Here is a 15434-nt window from a genome sequence, read left to right on the forward strand (position 1 = left end):
CGTGGCCCGGCACCTCGTCCGGCTCGACGACTGGTCGGAGGCCGACGTCGAGGCGGTGCTCGGTCTCGCCGACGCCTACGCCGCAGGGCGCGGCCCGACGACGGACGGCGCGGCCGTCCTGTTCTTCCCCGCGAGCAGCCTGCGCACGCGGGTGACGTTCGAGCGCGGCGCGCGACTCATGGGGCTCCAGTCGATCCTGTTCCCGCCGGAGACGCTCGAGAAGCCGGAGGCCGCCGAGGACGTGGTCGGCTACCTCGCGAACTGGGCGGACGTGCTCGTCGTGCGGCACCCCGAGATCGCCCTGCTCGACCGGCTGGCCGGCGTGGACGCCCTGCCCGTCGTGAACGCCATGACCCGGGCCAACCACCCGTGCGAGGTGCTGTCGGACGTCTACGCGCTCGCGCAGCGCGGCGACGTGCGGTCGATGCGTCTCGTGTTCGTCGGCGCGGACGGCAACATCGCACGGGCCTGGCAGGAGATCGGCCGCGTGCTCGGGCTCGATCTCGTCCAGTGCTGCCCCGCCGACCTGGCGAGCCCCGGCGCCGCGTGGACCGACGACCTCGCGGCGGCGCTCACCGGTGCCGACGTCGTGCTGACCGACGGCGCCGGGCGGCACGCCGACGCGCTCGCGCCCTACCGGGTCACGCGCGAGCTGATGAGACTCGCGCACCCGGGCGCGGTCCTGAACCCGTGCCCGCCGTTCACTCGCGGGCAGGAGGTCTCCGCGGACGCCGTCGCCCCCGGCGGCCCGTTCGTGGGATACGGCTTCAAGAAGCACCTGCTGCCGGTGCAGCAGGCGGTGCTGGCGCACTGCCTCCACCTGGGCTGAGGCGCGGCCGTCCGATTGCCGAACCGCGGGCGACGGTGTTCACTGTCGGACAATTCGACCGAGCGGTAGCTATTCGCCGCGGGCGATCCCGGCCGCGCGGTCGTGCACCATCGACGAAGGAGTCCGATGTCCGCACAGATCAGTCGTCGCACGGTCCTCGCTGCCGGAGCAGCCGCAGCCGCCGGAGTCGCCCTCCCTGCGGGGGCCGCGGCCGCAACAGCACGTCCACCCGCGACCGTGCCGTTCCGGCTCGACGCCCGGACCCTCGACGGCGGCGAGCAGGTCACCTCGCTCACCCTCGAGACCTCGCGTCTCGGGCCGATCGACCCCCGCAGCCTGACGACCGGCACGTTCGCCGTCCACGCCGCCGCGACCAGCCCGATCCCTCTGGACCCGAGCGAGGCCGACCTCGTCACGTTCGACCTGGACCGCACGGTCACGGAGGCCCGGCTCGACCGGCGGGGGGACGTCGTGCTCGAGCTCGAGTCCGTCGAGGGGCAGGTGGGCGGCGGCACCCTCGGCTACCTCCCCAGCAGGGGACGGAACGTCCGGCTCGACCTCGCCTACACCGTGACCCAGCGTCGGCCGGTCGTAGGGCGCGACCGCCGTCCGATCGCGATCGGCGAGCTCGTCCAGGGCGACCTCACCAATCCGGAGGTCGACGCGTTCGCGCACGGCGTCTCGCGCTCGGGAACCAAGTACCGGCTCTACTCGCCTCCCCGCGGCGGCAGCGGTGGCCGTCGCGGCAAGCGGCCACTGGTCGTGTGGCTGCACGGCGGTGGCGAGGGGGCCTCGCTGCAGGACGGGTACTACGACAACGAGACGACGCTGCGCGCCAACCGGGGCGCGCTCGGTTTCGCGACCCCGGAGGCGCAGCGAATCTTCGGCGGTGCGTACGTGGTGGCGCCGCAGAGCACGTCGTTCTGGATGGAGGACGGCGACCGGTTCGCGCCGATCATCCGGGAGATCGTCGACGAGGTCGTGCGGGCGCACGACGTCGACCTCGACCGCGTCTACGTCGCCGGCTGCAGCAACGGCGGCTACCTGACGATGAAGGTGGTCGCCACGTACCCCGAGCTGTTCGCGGCGGCGGTGCCGATCTGCGGCGTGGTCGGTCCCTTCGGGGACGCCACGGGGCCGCTGATCCCGGACGACCAGCTGGCGGCGATCACGACCCCGACCTGGTTGGTCGCCTCCCGGGACGACGGGACGGTGCCGCCGATGGACAACACGGTGCACGCGCACGAGCTCATCCCGGGCTCCCTCATGACGCTCTACGACACCGTGACCTGGGACGGCCACCGGTTCGACGGGCACTGGTCGTGGATCTACGTCGCCCGGAACGACCCGCAGCACCAGGGGACGCACGTCTGGCAGTGGATGGCCGCGCACCGCCGCTGACGTGCGGCGCGACGCCGACCCCGGGACGACGAACGGCGGCCGACCTGCGAGCAGGTCGGCCGCCGTTCCGGCGACATCAGGTGGTGGTCTCGACGGGCTCAACCACCGTGCCGATCAGATGTCGTAGTAGAGCTCGAACTCGTGGGGGTGCGGGCGCAGGCGGATCGGGTCGATCTCGTTGCTGCGCTTGTAGTCGATCCAGGTGGCGATGAGGTCCTCGGAGAAGACGTCGCCCTGCGTGAGGAACTCGTGGTCGCGCTCGAGGTTGTCGAGGGCCTCCTCGAGGGACGCGGGCACCTGGGCGATCTGCGCGTGCTCCTCGGGGGGCAGCTCGTACAGGTCCTTGTCGATCGGCGCCGGCGGCTCGATGCGGTTCTTGATGCCGTCGATGCCCGCGAGGAGCTGCGCGGCGAACGCGAGGTACGGGTTGGCCGTCGGGTCCGGCACGCGGAACTCGACGCGCTTGGCCTTCGGGGACGACCCGGTGACCGGGATGCGGATGCACGCGGAGCGGTTGCGGGCCGAGTAGACCAGGTTGACCGGGGCCTCGTAGCCGGGCACCAGGCGGCGGTACGAGTTGACCGACGGGTTGGTGAACGCCAGCAGCGACGGCGCGTGCTTGAGCAGGCCGCCGATGTACCAGCGGGCCATGTCGGACAGGCCGCCGTAGCCCTTCTCGTCGTAGAACAGGGGCTCGCCGTTCAGCCACAGCGACTGGTGCGAGTGCATGCCCGAGCCGTTGTCGCCGAAGATCGGCTTCGGCATGAAGGTGACGGACTTGCCGTGCTGCCAGGCGACGTTCTTGATGACGTACTTGAACTTCATCAGGTCGTCGGCCGAGTGCAGCAGGGTGTTGAACTTGTAGTTGATCTCCTGCTGGCCGGCGGTGCCCACCTCGTGGTGCGCGCGCTCGACGTCGAGCCCGACCTCGGCCAGGACGGCGCACATCTCGTCGCGCAGGTCGGCGAACTGGTCGTTGGGGGAGACGGGGAAGTAGCCGCCCTTGTAGCGGGTCTTGTACCCGAGGTTGCCGCCCTCCTCCTCGCGCCCGGTGTTCCACGCGGCCTCGACGGAGTCGATGCTGTAGAAGCTCTCGTGCTGGTTCGTCGAGAAGCGGACGTCGTCGAAGACGTAGAACTCGGCCTCGGGGGCGAAGAACGCCGTGTCCGCGATGCCGGTCGACTTGAGGTACGCCTCCGCCTTGGCGGCGATCGTGCGGGGGTCGCGCGAGTACGGCTCGTCGGTGAACGGGTCCACGATCGAGAAGTTCACGATGAGCGTCTTGCGCTTGCGGAACGGGTCCAGGTACGCGGTCGTGACGTCCGGCACGAGCTTCATGTCGGACTCGTGGATCGCCTGGAAGCCGCGGATCGACGAGCCGTCGAACATGAGGCCCTCGGTGAACGAGGACTCGTCGAACTGCTCCACGGGGATGTTGAAGTGCTGCATCACGCCCGGCAGGTCGATGAAGCGGACGTCGATGAACTCCACCCCCTCGCGACGGGTGAAGGCGATGGCCTCCTCGGCGTTCGTGAACATGCATGCACTCCTTGCGTGGATGGTGCCGTTCGGTCGGTGCCGCCGGACGGTTCCGAAGGACGGGCGCGGCGGGCTCGTGCGCGCCGCTCGACGCCCACGACGGTAGGGCGACGGCGTTTCTCCGGCATGGCGCCTTTGTTTCGAACACGTTACGGCGGTCGCGCCTCTGGTGCCGTGCCGCGCCGCGTAGCCTGGGCGCATGGCATCGCGGGAGGACATGGGTTCGTGGCTCGAGGGCGGACGTCGGGACGACTCCGGAGCCGCCGGACGCCTGGGGCTCCCCGAGGCCGGCCCGGGGTCGCTGGCTCGGCTCGGACGCCGGGCCGTGGCCCTCGTCGTCGACTGGGCGGTCGCGACGCTGATCGCCTACCTCGTCACCAGCCCGGCGTCGTTCGCGGAGCTGAGCTCGTGGGTCACCCTGGGCGTCTTCGCGCTCGAGAACCTGCTGCTGGTGAGCACCGTCGGGTTCACCATCGGCCACCGGCTGCTCGGGATGCAGGTGCGCACCCTCGGCGCCCCCGAGGGTACGGCCCCCGGGTTCGCGCGCGGCGCCGTCCGCACGCTGCTGCTGTGCCTCGTGATCCCCGCCGTCGTGTGGGACCGCGACGGGCGCGGCCTGCACGACCGGGCCGCCGGCACCGTCCTCGTGCGGCGGTGACGCGGACGGCCTGATCGGACGGACTGAGCACGAGAGCAGGGCCGGGTCGCCCGTGGCGACCCGGCCCTTCTCCTGTGCCCTTCTCCTGTGACTCGTGGCCTGTCGGCTCAGCGGCCCTTGAGCCCCTTGCGGTCGGGGCGCGCGCGCATCGGGTCGACGCCCTTGGGGATGGGCAGGCGGGCGCCGCCGAGCGCCTTGAGGCGCTTCTTGACCTGCTCCGCCTCGGGCTTGGTGAGGCTCCGCTTGAGCTTCTGCACCTTCTTGGCGATCTTGGGGAGCGGGACCTGCCCCTCCTCGTTGCCCATCTGGATGAGCGTGATCGGCACGTTCGGCAGCACGCGGGCCGTCTTGCGGCGCTCGTCCTCGAGGAGGCGCTGCACGCGGTGCGACGGGCCCTCGGAGACGAGGACGACGCCCGGCCGCCCGACGCCGCGGAACACGAAGTCCTGGGTGCGCGGGTTGATCGCGACCGGCTCGTCCGCGAAGTCCCACCCGCCGCGGACGGTGCCGAGCGCCGCACGGGCGGCGCCGGGCTGGCCCTCGATCTGGGTGTATGCGGCCTTCTCGGCCTTGCGGGTCAGGGTGAACATCGCGCCCAGCGCCGCGAACGGGATGCCGAGCACCACGATGTACAGGATCTGGAAGCCGGTCGGCACGTCGAGCAGCAGCACGATCGCCGCGACCACGGCGAGGATCGCGACGAACACGCCGAGGATCAGCCACGTGACCGTGGGGTCCTGCTTGCGCGTCATCTGGTACGCGGCCCACACCTGGTGGTACCAGCGTTGCTTCTTGGGCTTCTTCTGCTTACCGGTGGCGTCGGCGGGCGCGCCGGCGTCGGACTTGGTGCGGGCCATGGTCGTCAAGTCTAGTGCGCTCGGGGAGCCAGCAGGCTCGCGGCCTCCTGGCGCGACGTCGTCGGCTCCGCGAGGTGCGCGAGCGACTCCGGGATCGGCAGGCCGCGGCGGGTCATCGCCTGGCCCCACAGGCGCCCGGCGCGGTACGACGACCGGACCAGCGGGCCGGCCATGACGCCCAGGAAGCCCATCTCCTCGGCCGCCTCGGACAGCTCGACGAACTCCTCCGGGCGCACCCACCGGTCCACGGGGTGGTGTCGCAGCGACGGGCGCAGGTACTGCGTGATGGTGATCAGGTCGCAGCCGGCGTCGTGCAGGTCCTGCAGCGCCTCGCGGGCCTCGTCGATCGTCTCGCCCATGCCGAGGATGAGGTTCGACTTGGTGACCAGGCCGGCCTCGCGGGCGCGGGTGAGCACCGACAGCGAGCGCTCGTAGCGGAACGCGGGGCGGATCTGCTTGAAGATGCGCGGCACGGTCTCGACGTTGTGCGCCATGACCTCCGGCCGCGACTCGTTCACCACGTCGAGAAGCTCGGGGATGGCGTTGAAGTCGGGGATGAGCAGCTCGACGCCGGTGCCCGGGTTGAGCGCGTGGATCTGCCGCACGGTCTCGGCGTACAGCCAGGCGCCCCCGTCGGCCAGGTCGTCGCGGGCGACGCCGGTGATCGTCGAGTACTTCAGGCCCATCGTCCGCACGGACTCGGCCACGCGACGCGGCTCGTCGGCGTCGAAGTCCGCCGGCTTGCCCGTGTCGATCTGGCAGAAGTCGCAGCGGCGGGTGCACTGGTCACCGCCGATGAGGAAGGTGGCCTCGCGGTCCTCCCAGCATTCGAAGATGTTGGGACAGCCCGCCTCCTCGCACACCGTGTGCAGGCCCTCGCCCTTGACCAGGCCCTTGAGCTCCCGGTACTCGGGCCCCATCGTGGCCTTGGTCTTGATCCACTCGGGCTTCTTCTCGATGGGGGTGGCGGCGTTCCGGGCCTCGATCCGCAGCATGCGGCGGCCCTCGGGTGCGATCGTCACGGGTGTCTCCCGGTCGTCGTCGAGCAGGTGGACGTCGGGCGGGCGGGGCCTGTGCGGGTCCTGCCGCCGGACCTGGTCAGACTACGTGAGCGCCGTGTCCCGGCGCCGCGGTGTGCTCACCGTGTGGACGTGACCTCAGCAACACCCGCCGCGGCGACGGCCCGGCCGGAGGCGGCGCGCAGAGGACCGAGGTGGCGGGTGAGGGCGTCGACCAGCGGCGCGCGCACGTCGTCGAGGGTGACGTGGCGGCCGGTCTCGATCGTGAGCGAGGTGACGTCGGCGTCGGTGATGCCGCACGGCACGATGTGGTCGAACCGGCTCAGGTCGGGGTCGCAGTTGAGGGCGATGCCGTGCATCGTCACGCCCTTGGCGGTGCGCACGCCGATGGCGCACACCTTGCGCTCGCGACGGGCGGCGTCCGCGGCGAGCCACACGCCGGTGCGCCCCTCGACCCGGATCGTGTCGAGGCCGACGCCGGCGCACACCTCCATGGCGGCCTCCTCGAGCGCCCGCACGTAGGCGACGACGTCGATCGGCTCGGCGAGGCGCAGGATCGGGTAGACCACCTGCTGCCCGGGGCCGTGCCAGGTGACCTTGCCGCCCCGGTCGACGTCGACGACGGGCGTGCCGTCGGTGGGCCGCTCGTCGCGGTGCGTGCGCCGCCCGGCCGTGTAGACGTCGGGGTGCTCCACCACGATCAGGGTGTCGGGTCGGTCGCCGGCGACCACGTCGGCGTGCACGCGGCGCTGGAGCTCCCACGCCTCGTGGTAGTCGGTCAGTCCGGGCAGCGTCATCACGTCCACCCGGCCGAGGCTAGTCCTCGTCGGCGGCGCGCTGCGCGCGCACGAGGGTGACGAGGATCTCACGCAGCCGCTCGACGTCGTCGTCGGCCAGGCCGCGGGCGGTGAGGTCCTCGGCGGGCTGGAGCCGGCCGGCCTCCGCAGCCGCGCGGCGTCCGGCGTCCGTGACGGCGACGGCTCGGCGGCGCCGGTCGCGGGGGTCGGCTCCCCGGGTGACGTACCCGGCCCGCTCGAGCCGGGCGACCACGCGGCTCATCGTCTGCTCCGTGACTCCGTTGAGCGAGGCGAGCTCGCGCTGGGTTCGCGGGCCCGCGAACAGGTGGAGGAGCACCGGGAAGCCCGCGTGGTTGAGGTTCCACCCCGCCAGGTGCGCGTTCCAGTCGTGCTCGATGCGGCGCACCACGGTGAACAGCAGGCGGCCCGTGGGCCAGTCCGCCGGCTCGTCGCTGGTGGGGTCGACGGCGTCGGGCCACGCCTGTGGCCCAGGCGTGTCGCGCCGTTCGTCGGGCTGCACGTGCGACCTCCTGGAGGTGTCTGCCAGAATACTCAGCATGCTGAGCAATCGAGCGCGGGGCAATCGGGGGCGGGGCCTGCTGCGAGGCCTCGTCATTCTGGCAGCGATCGGGGTGTGGCTCGCGATCGGCGCCTTCGGGGGCCAGGCCCAGGGCAGCCTGAGCAGCGTCCAGACCAACGACGACGCCGCCTTCCTGCCCGCGAGCGCCGAGTCCACGCAGGCGGCCGACCTGGCCGAGCAGTTCACGGACTCCGAGACGCTGCCGGCGCTCGTCGTCGCCGAGACGGCGGACGGGTCCGCGCTGACGCGCGAGCAGCTCGCCGACGTGCAGGCGTACGCCGACGCGATCGCGGACGCGCCCCTCGAGGGCACGTCGGGCGACGAGCCCCGCACAGTGGGGGACATGAGCATCGCGGACCCCGTCGTCGTGCCGTCCGAGGACGGCCAGGCCGCGCTCGTCGTCGTGTCGCTGGACGCCGCGCAGGCGTCCGAGGACCTCGGGGCGGAGGAGTCGAGCGGTTCCGAGCTCGCGGTCGCGGCCCTCCGCGCGCTCGCCGCCGCGGACGTCGCCGACGGCGGGCTCGCGGGCACGGGGCTGGAGGCCTGGGTCACGGGGCCCGCGGGCTTCGTCGCCGACCTGGTGAGCGCGTTCGGCGCGATCGACACCGTCCTGCTGCTCGTCGCGCTCGGCGCCGTCCTGGTGATCCTGGCGCTCGTCTACCGCTCGCCGTTCCTGCCCTTCGTCGTGATCCTCACGGCGGTCCTGGCGCTCTGCCTCGCGGGGCTGGTGGTCTACCACCTCGCCGCGAACGACGTCCTGACGCTCAACGGCCAGTCGCAGGGCATCCTGTCGATCCTCGTCGTGGGCGCCTCCGTGGACTACGCCCTGCTCCTGGTGGCGCGGTACCGCGAGGAGCTACGGGCCACCAGCTCCCCGTACACGGCGATGCGCCGGGCCGTGCGCGCCTCGATCGAGCCGATCGCGGCCAGCGCGGGCACGGTGATCGTCGGGCTGCTGTGCCTGCTGCTGTCGGACCTGTCGTCCAACCGGAGCCTGGGCCCCGTCGCGGCGATCGGCATCGCCGCAGCGTTCCTGTCGGCGACGACGCTCCTGCCCGCCATGCTGCTGGTGGGCGGACGCCGGGCCCGCTGGGTCTTCTGGCCGCGCGTGCCGCACGCGCTCGGGCGGCACTCCGATGCCCAGGAGGCGCCGGAGCCCGTCGCCGTGACCGCGGACGACGCCGAGGGCGCTGAGGACGACACGCACGTGGACGTCGCCGGGCACGGCGTGTGGTCGCGCGTCGCCGGGTTCGTCGGCCGCCACGACCGGGTGGTGTGGGTCGTCACTGCCGTGGTGCTTGCCGCGGGCGCCGCGTTCGTGCCCACGCTGGACGCGAACGGCACCGGTGACTCGGAGGTGTTCCTCACGCAGGTCGACTCGGTCGACGGCGAGGCGGCCCTGACGCGCCACTTCGAGGGCGTCTCGGCGCAGCCGGCGACCGTGATCGCGCCCGAGGAGGACGCGGACGCCGTCGTGGAGGCCGCGGAGGGCAGCGACGGGATCACGGCCGCGACCCTCGTCACGGACCAGCCCGCCACCGCGCCCGGGATGCCCGCGCAGGGCGACCCGCTCGTCGTCGACGGCCGGGTGCGCGTCGACGTCACCACCGAGGCGCCGTCCGACAGCCAGGCGGCGGTCGACGCGGTGGCCGACCTGCGCACCGCGGTGCACGACGTCAGTCCCGACGCGCTGGTGGGCGGGGCGGCCGCCGAACGGCTCGACACCCAGCTCGCCGGCCAGCACGACCTGCGGGTGATCGTGCCGGTCGTGCTGGCGGTGATCCTGCTGATCCTCGTGCTGCTGCTGCGCTCCGTGCTGGCGGCCGTGCTGCTCATGGCCGCGAACGTGCTCTCGTTCGGGTTCGCGCTGGGTGTCTCCGCGCTGGTGTTCGAGCACGTGCTCGCCTTCCCGGGCGCGGACCCGGCGGTGCCGCTGTACGCGTTCTGCTTCCTCGTGGCGCTCGGGGTCGACTACTCGATCTTCCTCATGACGCGCGTGCGGGAGGAGAGCCTGCGGGTGGGCACCCGCCGGGGCGTGCTGCGGGGCCTGGCCGTCACGGGCTCGGTGATCACGTCGGCGGGCGTGGTGCTGGCGGCGACCTTCGCCGCCCTGGGTGTGATCCCGCTGCTGTTCCTCGCCCAGCTCGCGGTGATCGTCGCGTTCGGCGTGCTGGTCGACACGCTCGCCGTGCGCAGCCTTCTCGTGCCGGCCCTGGTGCACGACGTCGGCGACCGCGTCTGGTGGCCGTCGCGGCTCGGGCGGCGGTCGCGGGAGGTCACGCCGTCGAGTCGATGAGCTCCAGCAGGGCTCGGGCCGCGTCCCGGATGTCGTCGTGGTCGTACTGCCCGGCCCGGCTCTCCAGCGACACCACCGCGCACCGGTGCACCTTGGACAGGTCGCCGTAGGGGAACGACACGGCCTGCTTGGTCTCGGGGTTCTCGTCGTCGTCGATGCCGAGGTGCCAGTGCCGGAACTCCGTCCAGCCCTCGCGGTCCACGAAGCGGTTCTCGTCGTCCGTGCTGGGGGCGTGCTCGCTCCAGTCGTCCCGCTCGTCGCGGACCACCCGGCCCTCGCGCACCAGCGCGCGGGCCTGCTCCAGGCCCGGCTGGTTCAGTCGCGTCGCCATCGTCGTCGCTCCTTCCGGTCGCTCCTGCGGGGCCGTGGTGTGCGGCTCCCTCCTTCCGGTCTACGGGAGGCGCACGGTGCCCACAACCCGCCGGTCGCGGGGCTCGCCGGTGCGATACGGCTGTGTCGGGCACGAGATCGGGCACGGCGTCGGGCACGATGGGTCGCATGGTCACGGACGAGGCGGCAGTGGCGGGCGCGACCGACGGCGCGACGGCGGTACCTCCGCCACGCCTGGCGATCGTCGGGTACGGCGGAGCGGGCCGGGAGATCCACGCCCGCCTGGCGGCGGAGACCGGGCACCGGGTGACCGCGGTCGTGACCCGGGACCCGGGCCGGCGCAACCAGGCCGCGGGGGACTGGCCGGGGGCCCGGCTGCTGTCCGACCTCGACGAGCTGATCGCCGCGCGCCGCGCCTACGACCTCGTCGTGGTCGCCAGCCCCACGGCCCTGCACGCGGAGCACGCCGCCGCCCTCGCCCGCGCCGAGATCCCGTTCGTGCTGGACAAGCCGATCGGGCTCGACGCGCACCAGGCGCGCGCCGTCGTCGAGGAGGCGGCCGCCACCGGAACCCCGTTCACCGTGTTCCAGAACCGGCGCTGGGACCCTGAGCAGCTCACCCTGATGAGCCTGCTCGACGCGGGGGAGCTCGGCGACGTGCACACGTTCGAGCGCCGGTGGGAGCGCTGGCGGCCGGTGCCGCGGCAACGGTGGAAGGAGAACGACCCGGTCGGCGGCGGGCTGCTGCTCGACCTGGGCCCGCACCTGGTCGACTCGGCGACCCAGCTCTTCGGCCGGGTGGAGTCGGTCTGGGCGCAGACCCGGAAGGTCAGCACGCCCACCGAGGACGACGTCTTCCTGGTGCTGGAGCACGAGGCCGGCGGGGGCCGCGCGGCGAGCCCGCACGCCGTCGTGTCCCGGCTCTGGGCCGGGTCCGTCGTGGGCGCTCCTGGCCCCCGGACCCGCGTGCTCGGGACGGCGGGCGCCTACCTGGTGACGACCTTCGAGCAGGACGCCTCCCCCCTCGAGGCGCTGGACGACGACGCGCCCGAGGGGTCGGTCGGCTGGCTCACGCGCGGCCGCGACCGGCGCGCCGTGCCCGCGGCACCGGGCGGCCACGCCGACTTCTACCGGGCGCTGGTGCCGTGGCTGCACGGCGACGAGCCCGCGCCCGTCGACCCGGCCGACGCCGTGCGCACCGCCGAGGTGCTGGACGCCGCCCGTGTGTCGGCCCGCGAGGGGCGTCGCATCGCGCTCTGACCCCGGCCTGTGGATGACGGCGACGGCGGTGCGCCGGGAGGGTGTTCGATGGGCTCCGTGCCCACCCAGACGCTGCCGATCCCGACCGACGCCGGCACCCGCGACGCCCTCCTGGAGCGGGTGCGCGCCCTCGCGACGCTCCGGCACCCGTGCGTGGAACCCGTCGTCGCCGTCGACGTGCGCGACGACGGCACCCTGGCCGTGCGGCGCGGGGGCGCGGCGACCGACCTGCCCACCGTGCTCGCCGTCCGGGGGCGACTGACGTCGCGGGAGGCGGCGGGCGTCCTCGTCGCCGTCGCGCGCGGGCTGGCGGCGGTGCACAGCGCCGGGCTGCGGCAGGGCGCCCTGGCGGCGCACGACGTGGTGCTCGACCCCGGTGGCGGCGCGCTCCTGCGGCCCAGGGCCGACGTCGGCGGCACCGCGGGCGTCGGCGCGGCGGCGGACGACCCCGCCGACGGCGAGGCGGCGGACGTGCACGCCCTGGCGGCGCTGGTCGCCGACCTGCTCGGCGACCGGAGCGACGACGACGCGGCCGCGCTGCGCGCCGTGCTGGCGCCGGCGTCGGCGCCGGACCCGCGGGTCCGGCCGGAGGCGGGCGCGCTGGCGGCCCAGGCGGACGCCGCGGTGGCCGTCGAGACCGTGCGCCTGCCGGAGCCGGCGGCGCTCGCGGCGGCGTCTCTCGGCCGGCGCGCCACCGTCCCGGCGCCGGCCGCCGGTACCCCGCGCGCCGGCGTCCCGAGGGCGCGCCGCACGGTGCGGCGCGCGGACGGCGGCGCGGTCGGGCGCCCGCCGAGCCGGTCAGGGCACCGCGCGCCCGCCCCCCGGCGGGGCAGGGCCGGGCGGCGGGTGCTCGGCGTCGTGGGTGCGGTGGGCGTCGTCGCGGTGCTGACGACGGTCGCCGTCCAGGTGCGCGCCCCCGGCGGCGCCGCGGAGCCGGGTGCCACGGCGCGGGAGGCGACCCTGCAGAAGGCGGCGGCCGAGCGGGCACCGGCGCAGGACCCGACGCAGGACCGTGCCGACCCCGCGGCCGCCGCCGCGGAGCTCACCCGGCGCAGGGTCGCGCTGCTGGCTGCCGAGGAGCCCGCCCCCGAGGGGTGGGGCTCGGTCGACGTGCCGGCGTCGCCCGCGCACGAGGCGGACGTCGCGCTGCTGGAGGACACGGCGCAGGCCGGCACGCAGGTGCGCGGCGCGGCGGCGCGGGTGGAGGACACGGACACCCGGCGGCAGGAGGGCGCCGAGGCGGACGTCGTGGTGCGCTACGCGATCGGCGCGCACGAGCAGGTGGCCGACGACGGTACCGTCACCGCCGTCCCCGCGTCCGACGTCCGGACCGCGACGCTACGGCTCGCCTGGACGCCGGCCGGCTGGCGCGTCGCCGAGGTCTCCTGAGCTCCTCCCGGGCCGTGCCGGGGTGCCGGGAGACGACGAAGGGCGTCCCGGCCGCGGCCGGGACGCCCTTCGTCGGTCAGGGACGGGGAGAGGTCAGAGACCGACCTCGGCCTCGAACGCGCCCTCCTCGATGCGGGCCTTGATCGCGGTGAGGAACCGCGCGGCGTCCGCACCGTCGACCAGGCGGTGGTCGTAGGAGAGGAACAGGTAGGCGAACTGGCGGATGGCGATGGTCTCCTCGCCGTCCGGGCCCGTGACGACCGCCGGCTTCTTGGTGATCGTGCCGGTGCCGAGGATCGCGACCTGACCGCCGGGGACGATCGGCGTGTCGATGAGCGCGCCGCCCGAGCCGGTGTTCGTGATCGTGAACGTGGCGCCGGACAGCTCGTCCGGGCCCACCTTGTTCGCCCGGGTGCGGGCGCCCAGGTCGCCGATCTGCCGGGCGATGCCCGCCAGGTTCAGGTCGCCGGCGTTCTTGATGACCGGGACGACCAGGCCGCGCTCGGTGTCGACGGCGATGCCGACGTTCTCCGAGGGGTGGTAGGTGATCTCGCCCTTGTCCTGGTCGATCGACGCGTTGATCTTCGGGAACGCCTTGAGCGCCTCGACCGCGGCGAGCGTGTAGAACGGCAGGTAGGTGAGGTTCGCACCCTCGCGGGCCTTGAACGACTCCTTGGCCTTCGCGCGCAGCTTGGCGACCTTGGTGACGTCCACCTCGACCACGGTGGTGAGCTGGGCCTGCGTGTGCAGGGACTCGACCATGCGCTCCGCGACGATCTTGCGCAGCCGCGACATCTTCTCCGTGGTGCCCCGCAGCGGGGAGACCGGCAGCACGGCCGGAGCCTTGGCGGCGGGTGCCGCGGCGGGCGCGGGCGCAGCAGCGGCGGGCGCGGGGGCGGCGGCCTTCTCGGCCGCGGCGAGCACGTCCTCCTTGCGGATGCGGCCGCCGACGCCCGTGCCCTGGAGGGTCGAGACGTCCACGCCCTTCTCCGCGGCGAGCTTGCGCACCAGCGGCGTGAGGTAGGAGCCCTTGCCGGCGGCCGGAGCCGGGGCGGCGGGCGCCTCGGGAGCCGGGGCGGGCGGAGCCGGCGGGGCGGCAGGAGCAGCCGGGGCGGCGGGAGCCGGGGCAGGGGCGGCGGCAGCCGGCTGCTCGGGCTTCTCGGGGGCGCCGACGGGCTCCGGGGCCTTCGCGGGCTCGGGCTCGGCCGGAGCGGCGGGCGCGGCCGGGGCCGCGGCGCCGGAGCCCACGATCGCCAGGACGGCGCCGACCTCGACGGTCGCGTCCTCCTCGACGAGGAGCTGCTGCACGGTGCCGGCCACGGGGGACGGGATCTCGGTGTCGACCTTGTCGGTCGAGACCTCGAGCAGGGGCTCGTCGACCTCGACCGAGTCGCCGACGGCCTTGAGCCAGCGGGTCACGGTGCCCTCGGTGACGGACTCGCCCAGGGCGGGCAGGGTCACCTCGGTGCCCTCGCCGCCGCCGGCGGCGGGCGCCTCGGCAGCAGGAGCGGGGGCCTCGGGGGCCGGGGCGGGCTCGGACGGGGCGGCGGGCTGCTCGGGCTCCGCGGGGGCCTCGGGCTCGGCGGCGGGGGCCTCGGCGGCCGGAGCCGCGTCGCCACCACCGGCACCGGAACCGTCGCCGACGACGGCGAGGGTCGCACCGACCTCGACGGTGTCGTCCTCCTCGACGAGGATCTGCTCGAGCACACCGGCGACCGGGGAGGGGATCTCCGTGTCGACCTTGTCGGTCGAGACCTCCAGCAGGGGCTCGTCGACGGCGACGGTGTCGCCGACGGCCTTGAGCCATCGGGTGACGGTGCCCTCGGTGACGGACTCGCCGAGTGCAGGGAGCTGCACGTTCTCAGACATGACCTGTGGAGTCTCCTTCGATCAGTGGGTCAGGCGACGTGCCGAGGCGAGCCGGGTTGCCGGCCCGCGACATCTCCGGTTGCCGCGTTCTGGTCACTGCCTGCCATCTTGTCACCTCCACGGGGGTCGCCCCAATCGTTCGGGGGTCCGGGTTGGTGTGACGCTGGGTACACCTGACCGCCGCATGACCTTCAGGACACCTCCGGTCGGTCTCCAGGACGTCTCCGACCACGACGCCGACGACGGCGGTAGTCTCGCGCCATGTCGCTCAGGACCTCGCTGGGACGCCTGCTGGGCAGATCGTCGTCGTCGGCTCCCGGTGCGCCGCCCTCCTCGGGATCCCGGGGCGAGACGATGGCGCACCTGCAGGAGTTCGTGCGCACCCGGGTCGGGGTGGAGGCCTACGTGGAGCCGCCCAACGCCCAGACCCCGACGACGGTGCTGTTGGTCGCGACCACGGGGGAGTGGACGCGCCGCCGCGTCCCGGACGAGCGCACGGGCTTCGAGGTGGCGCGCTCGTTGGGGGTCCCGGTCTACAACGTGCGGTTCACCGGCTACCCGCAGCGCATGCGGGACTGGACGTCGGCGCAGCGCCGGAAGGGCTGAGTCG

General features: G+C 73.9%; 14 protein-coding genes. 7 read left to right on the forward strand and 7 right to left on the reverse strand.

Features of this window, described 5'->3' with window-relative positions:
• The first annotated feature begins 1 nt into the window (after nt 1).
• Nucleotides 2-829, forward strand: coding sequence for an ornithine carbamoyltransferase (locus AAG589_RS02280; RefSeq protein ID WP_430565626.1), 828 nt, complete (start codon nt 2-4; stop codon nt 827-829).
• A gap of 237 nt (nt 830-1066) precedes the next feature.
• Nucleotides 1067-2230, forward strand: coding sequence for a prolyl oligopeptidase family serine peptidase (locus AAG589_RS02285; RefSeq protein WP_430565627.1), 1164 nt, complete (start codon nt 1067-1069; stop codon nt 2228-2230).
• Between the two features lie 114 nt (nt 2231-2344).
• On the opposite strand, the gene glnA is transcribed toward AAG589_RS02285, so the two are convergent.
• Complete coding sequence (glnA, locus tag AAG589_RS02290) at nt 2345-3769, reverse strand: type I glutamate--ammonia ligase (RefSeq protein WP_430565628.1); 1425 nt, start codon at nt 3767-3769, stop codon at nt 2345-2347.
• Between the two features lie 199 nt (nt 3770-3968).
• Here glnA and AAG589_RS02295 point away from each other — a divergent pair, with 199 nt between their 5' ends.
• Entirely contained in the window at nt 3969-4427 is a 459-nt protein-coding gene (locus AAG589_RS02295; protein WP_430565629.1) for an RDD family protein, read from the forward strand.
• Nucleotides 4428-4534: 107 nt separating this feature from the next.
• Here AAG589_RS02295 and AAG589_RS02300 read toward each other — a convergent pair whose 3' ends face one another.
• The 4 genes from AAG589_RS02300 to AAG589_RS02315 all read right to left on the reverse strand — a co-directional run bounded on the left by AAG589_RS02300 (nt 4535) and on the right by AAG589_RS02315 (nt 7620).
• Entirely contained in the window at nt 4535-5284 is a 750-nt protein-coding gene (locus AAG589_RS02300; RefSeq protein ID WP_430565630.1) for a DUF4191 domain-containing protein, read from the reverse strand.
• An 11-nt stretch (nt 5285-5295) separates the two neighbouring features.
• Nucleotides 5296-6306 (reverse strand): lipoyl synthase, encoded by a 1011-nt coding sequence (gene lipA, locus AAG589_RS02305; protein ID WP_380324759.1) that lies wholly within the window; start codon nt 6304-6306, stop codon nt 5296-5298.
• A gap of 116 nt (nt 6307-6422) precedes the next feature.
• Nucleotides 6423-7100, reverse strand: coding sequence for a lipoyl(octanoyl) transferase LipB (lipB, locus tag AAG589_RS02310; RefSeq protein WP_430566208.1), 678 nt, complete (start codon nt 7098-7100; stop codon nt 6423-6425).
• A gap of 19 nt (nt 7101-7119) precedes the next feature.
• Complete coding sequence (locus tag AAG589_RS02315; RefSeq protein WP_430565631.1) at nt 7120-7620, reverse strand: MarR family winged helix-turn-helix transcriptional regulator; 501 nt, start codon at nt 7618-7620, stop codon at nt 7120-7122.
• 37 nt (nt 7621-7657) lie between these two features.
• On the opposite strand from AAG589_RS02315, the gene AAG589_RS02320 reads away from it, so the two are divergent.
• Nucleotides 7658-9976 carry an MMPL family transporter gene (locus AAG589_RS02320; protein ID WP_430565632.1) on the forward strand — a complete coding sequence of 773 codons (2319 nt, stop codon included), beginning with the start codon at nt 7658-7660 and terminating at the stop codon, nt 9974-9976.
• On the opposite strand, the gene AAG589_RS02325 is transcribed toward AAG589_RS02320, so the two are convergent.
• Nucleotides 9957-10307, reverse strand: coding sequence for a hypothetical protein (locus tag AAG589_RS02325; protein WP_430565633.1), 351 nt, complete (start codon nt 10305-10307; stop codon nt 9957-9959). The genes AAG589_RS02320 and AAG589_RS02325 overlap by 20 nt on opposite strands.
• 167 nt (nt 10308-10474) lie before the next feature.
• Between AAG589_RS02325 and AAG589_RS02330 the strand changes: the two genes are divergently transcribed.
• Nucleotides 10475-11566: a Gfo/Idh/MocA family oxidoreductase gene (locus AAG589_RS02330; RefSeq protein WP_430565634.1), complete on the forward strand. Its 1092-nt coding sequence runs from the start codon at nt 10475-10477 to the stop codon at nt 11564-11566.
• Between the two features lie 57 nt (nt 11567-11623).
• Nucleotides 11624-12955 (forward strand): hypothetical protein, encoded by a 1332-nt coding sequence (locus AAG589_RS02335; RefSeq protein WP_430565635.1) that lies wholly within the window; start codon nt 11624-11626, stop codon nt 12953-12955.
• Between the two features lie 93 nt (nt 12956-13048).
• On the opposite strand, the gene sucB is transcribed toward AAG589_RS02335, so the two are convergent.
• Nucleotides 13049-14824: a 2-oxoglutarate dehydrogenase, E2 component, dihydrolipoamide succinyltransferase gene (gene sucB / locus AAG589_RS02340; protein ID WP_430565636.1), complete on the reverse strand. Its 1776-nt coding sequence runs from the start codon at nt 14822-14824 to the stop codon at nt 13049-13051.
• Between the two features lie 261 nt (nt 14825-15085).
• Between sucB and AAG589_RS02345 the strand changes: the two genes are divergently transcribed.
• Nucleotides 15086-15430 (forward strand): oxidoreductase, encoded by a 345-nt coding sequence (locus AAG589_RS02345; protein ID WP_430565637.1) that lies wholly within the window; start codon nt 15086-15088, stop codon nt 15428-15430.
• Nucleotides 15431-15434 lie beyond the last annotated feature (4 nt).

This window comes from Isoptericola sp. F-RaC21 (assembly GCF_038593535.1).
Taxonomy (GTDB): Bacteria; Actinomycetota; Actinomycetes; order Actinomycetales; family Cellulomonadaceae; genus Isoptericola.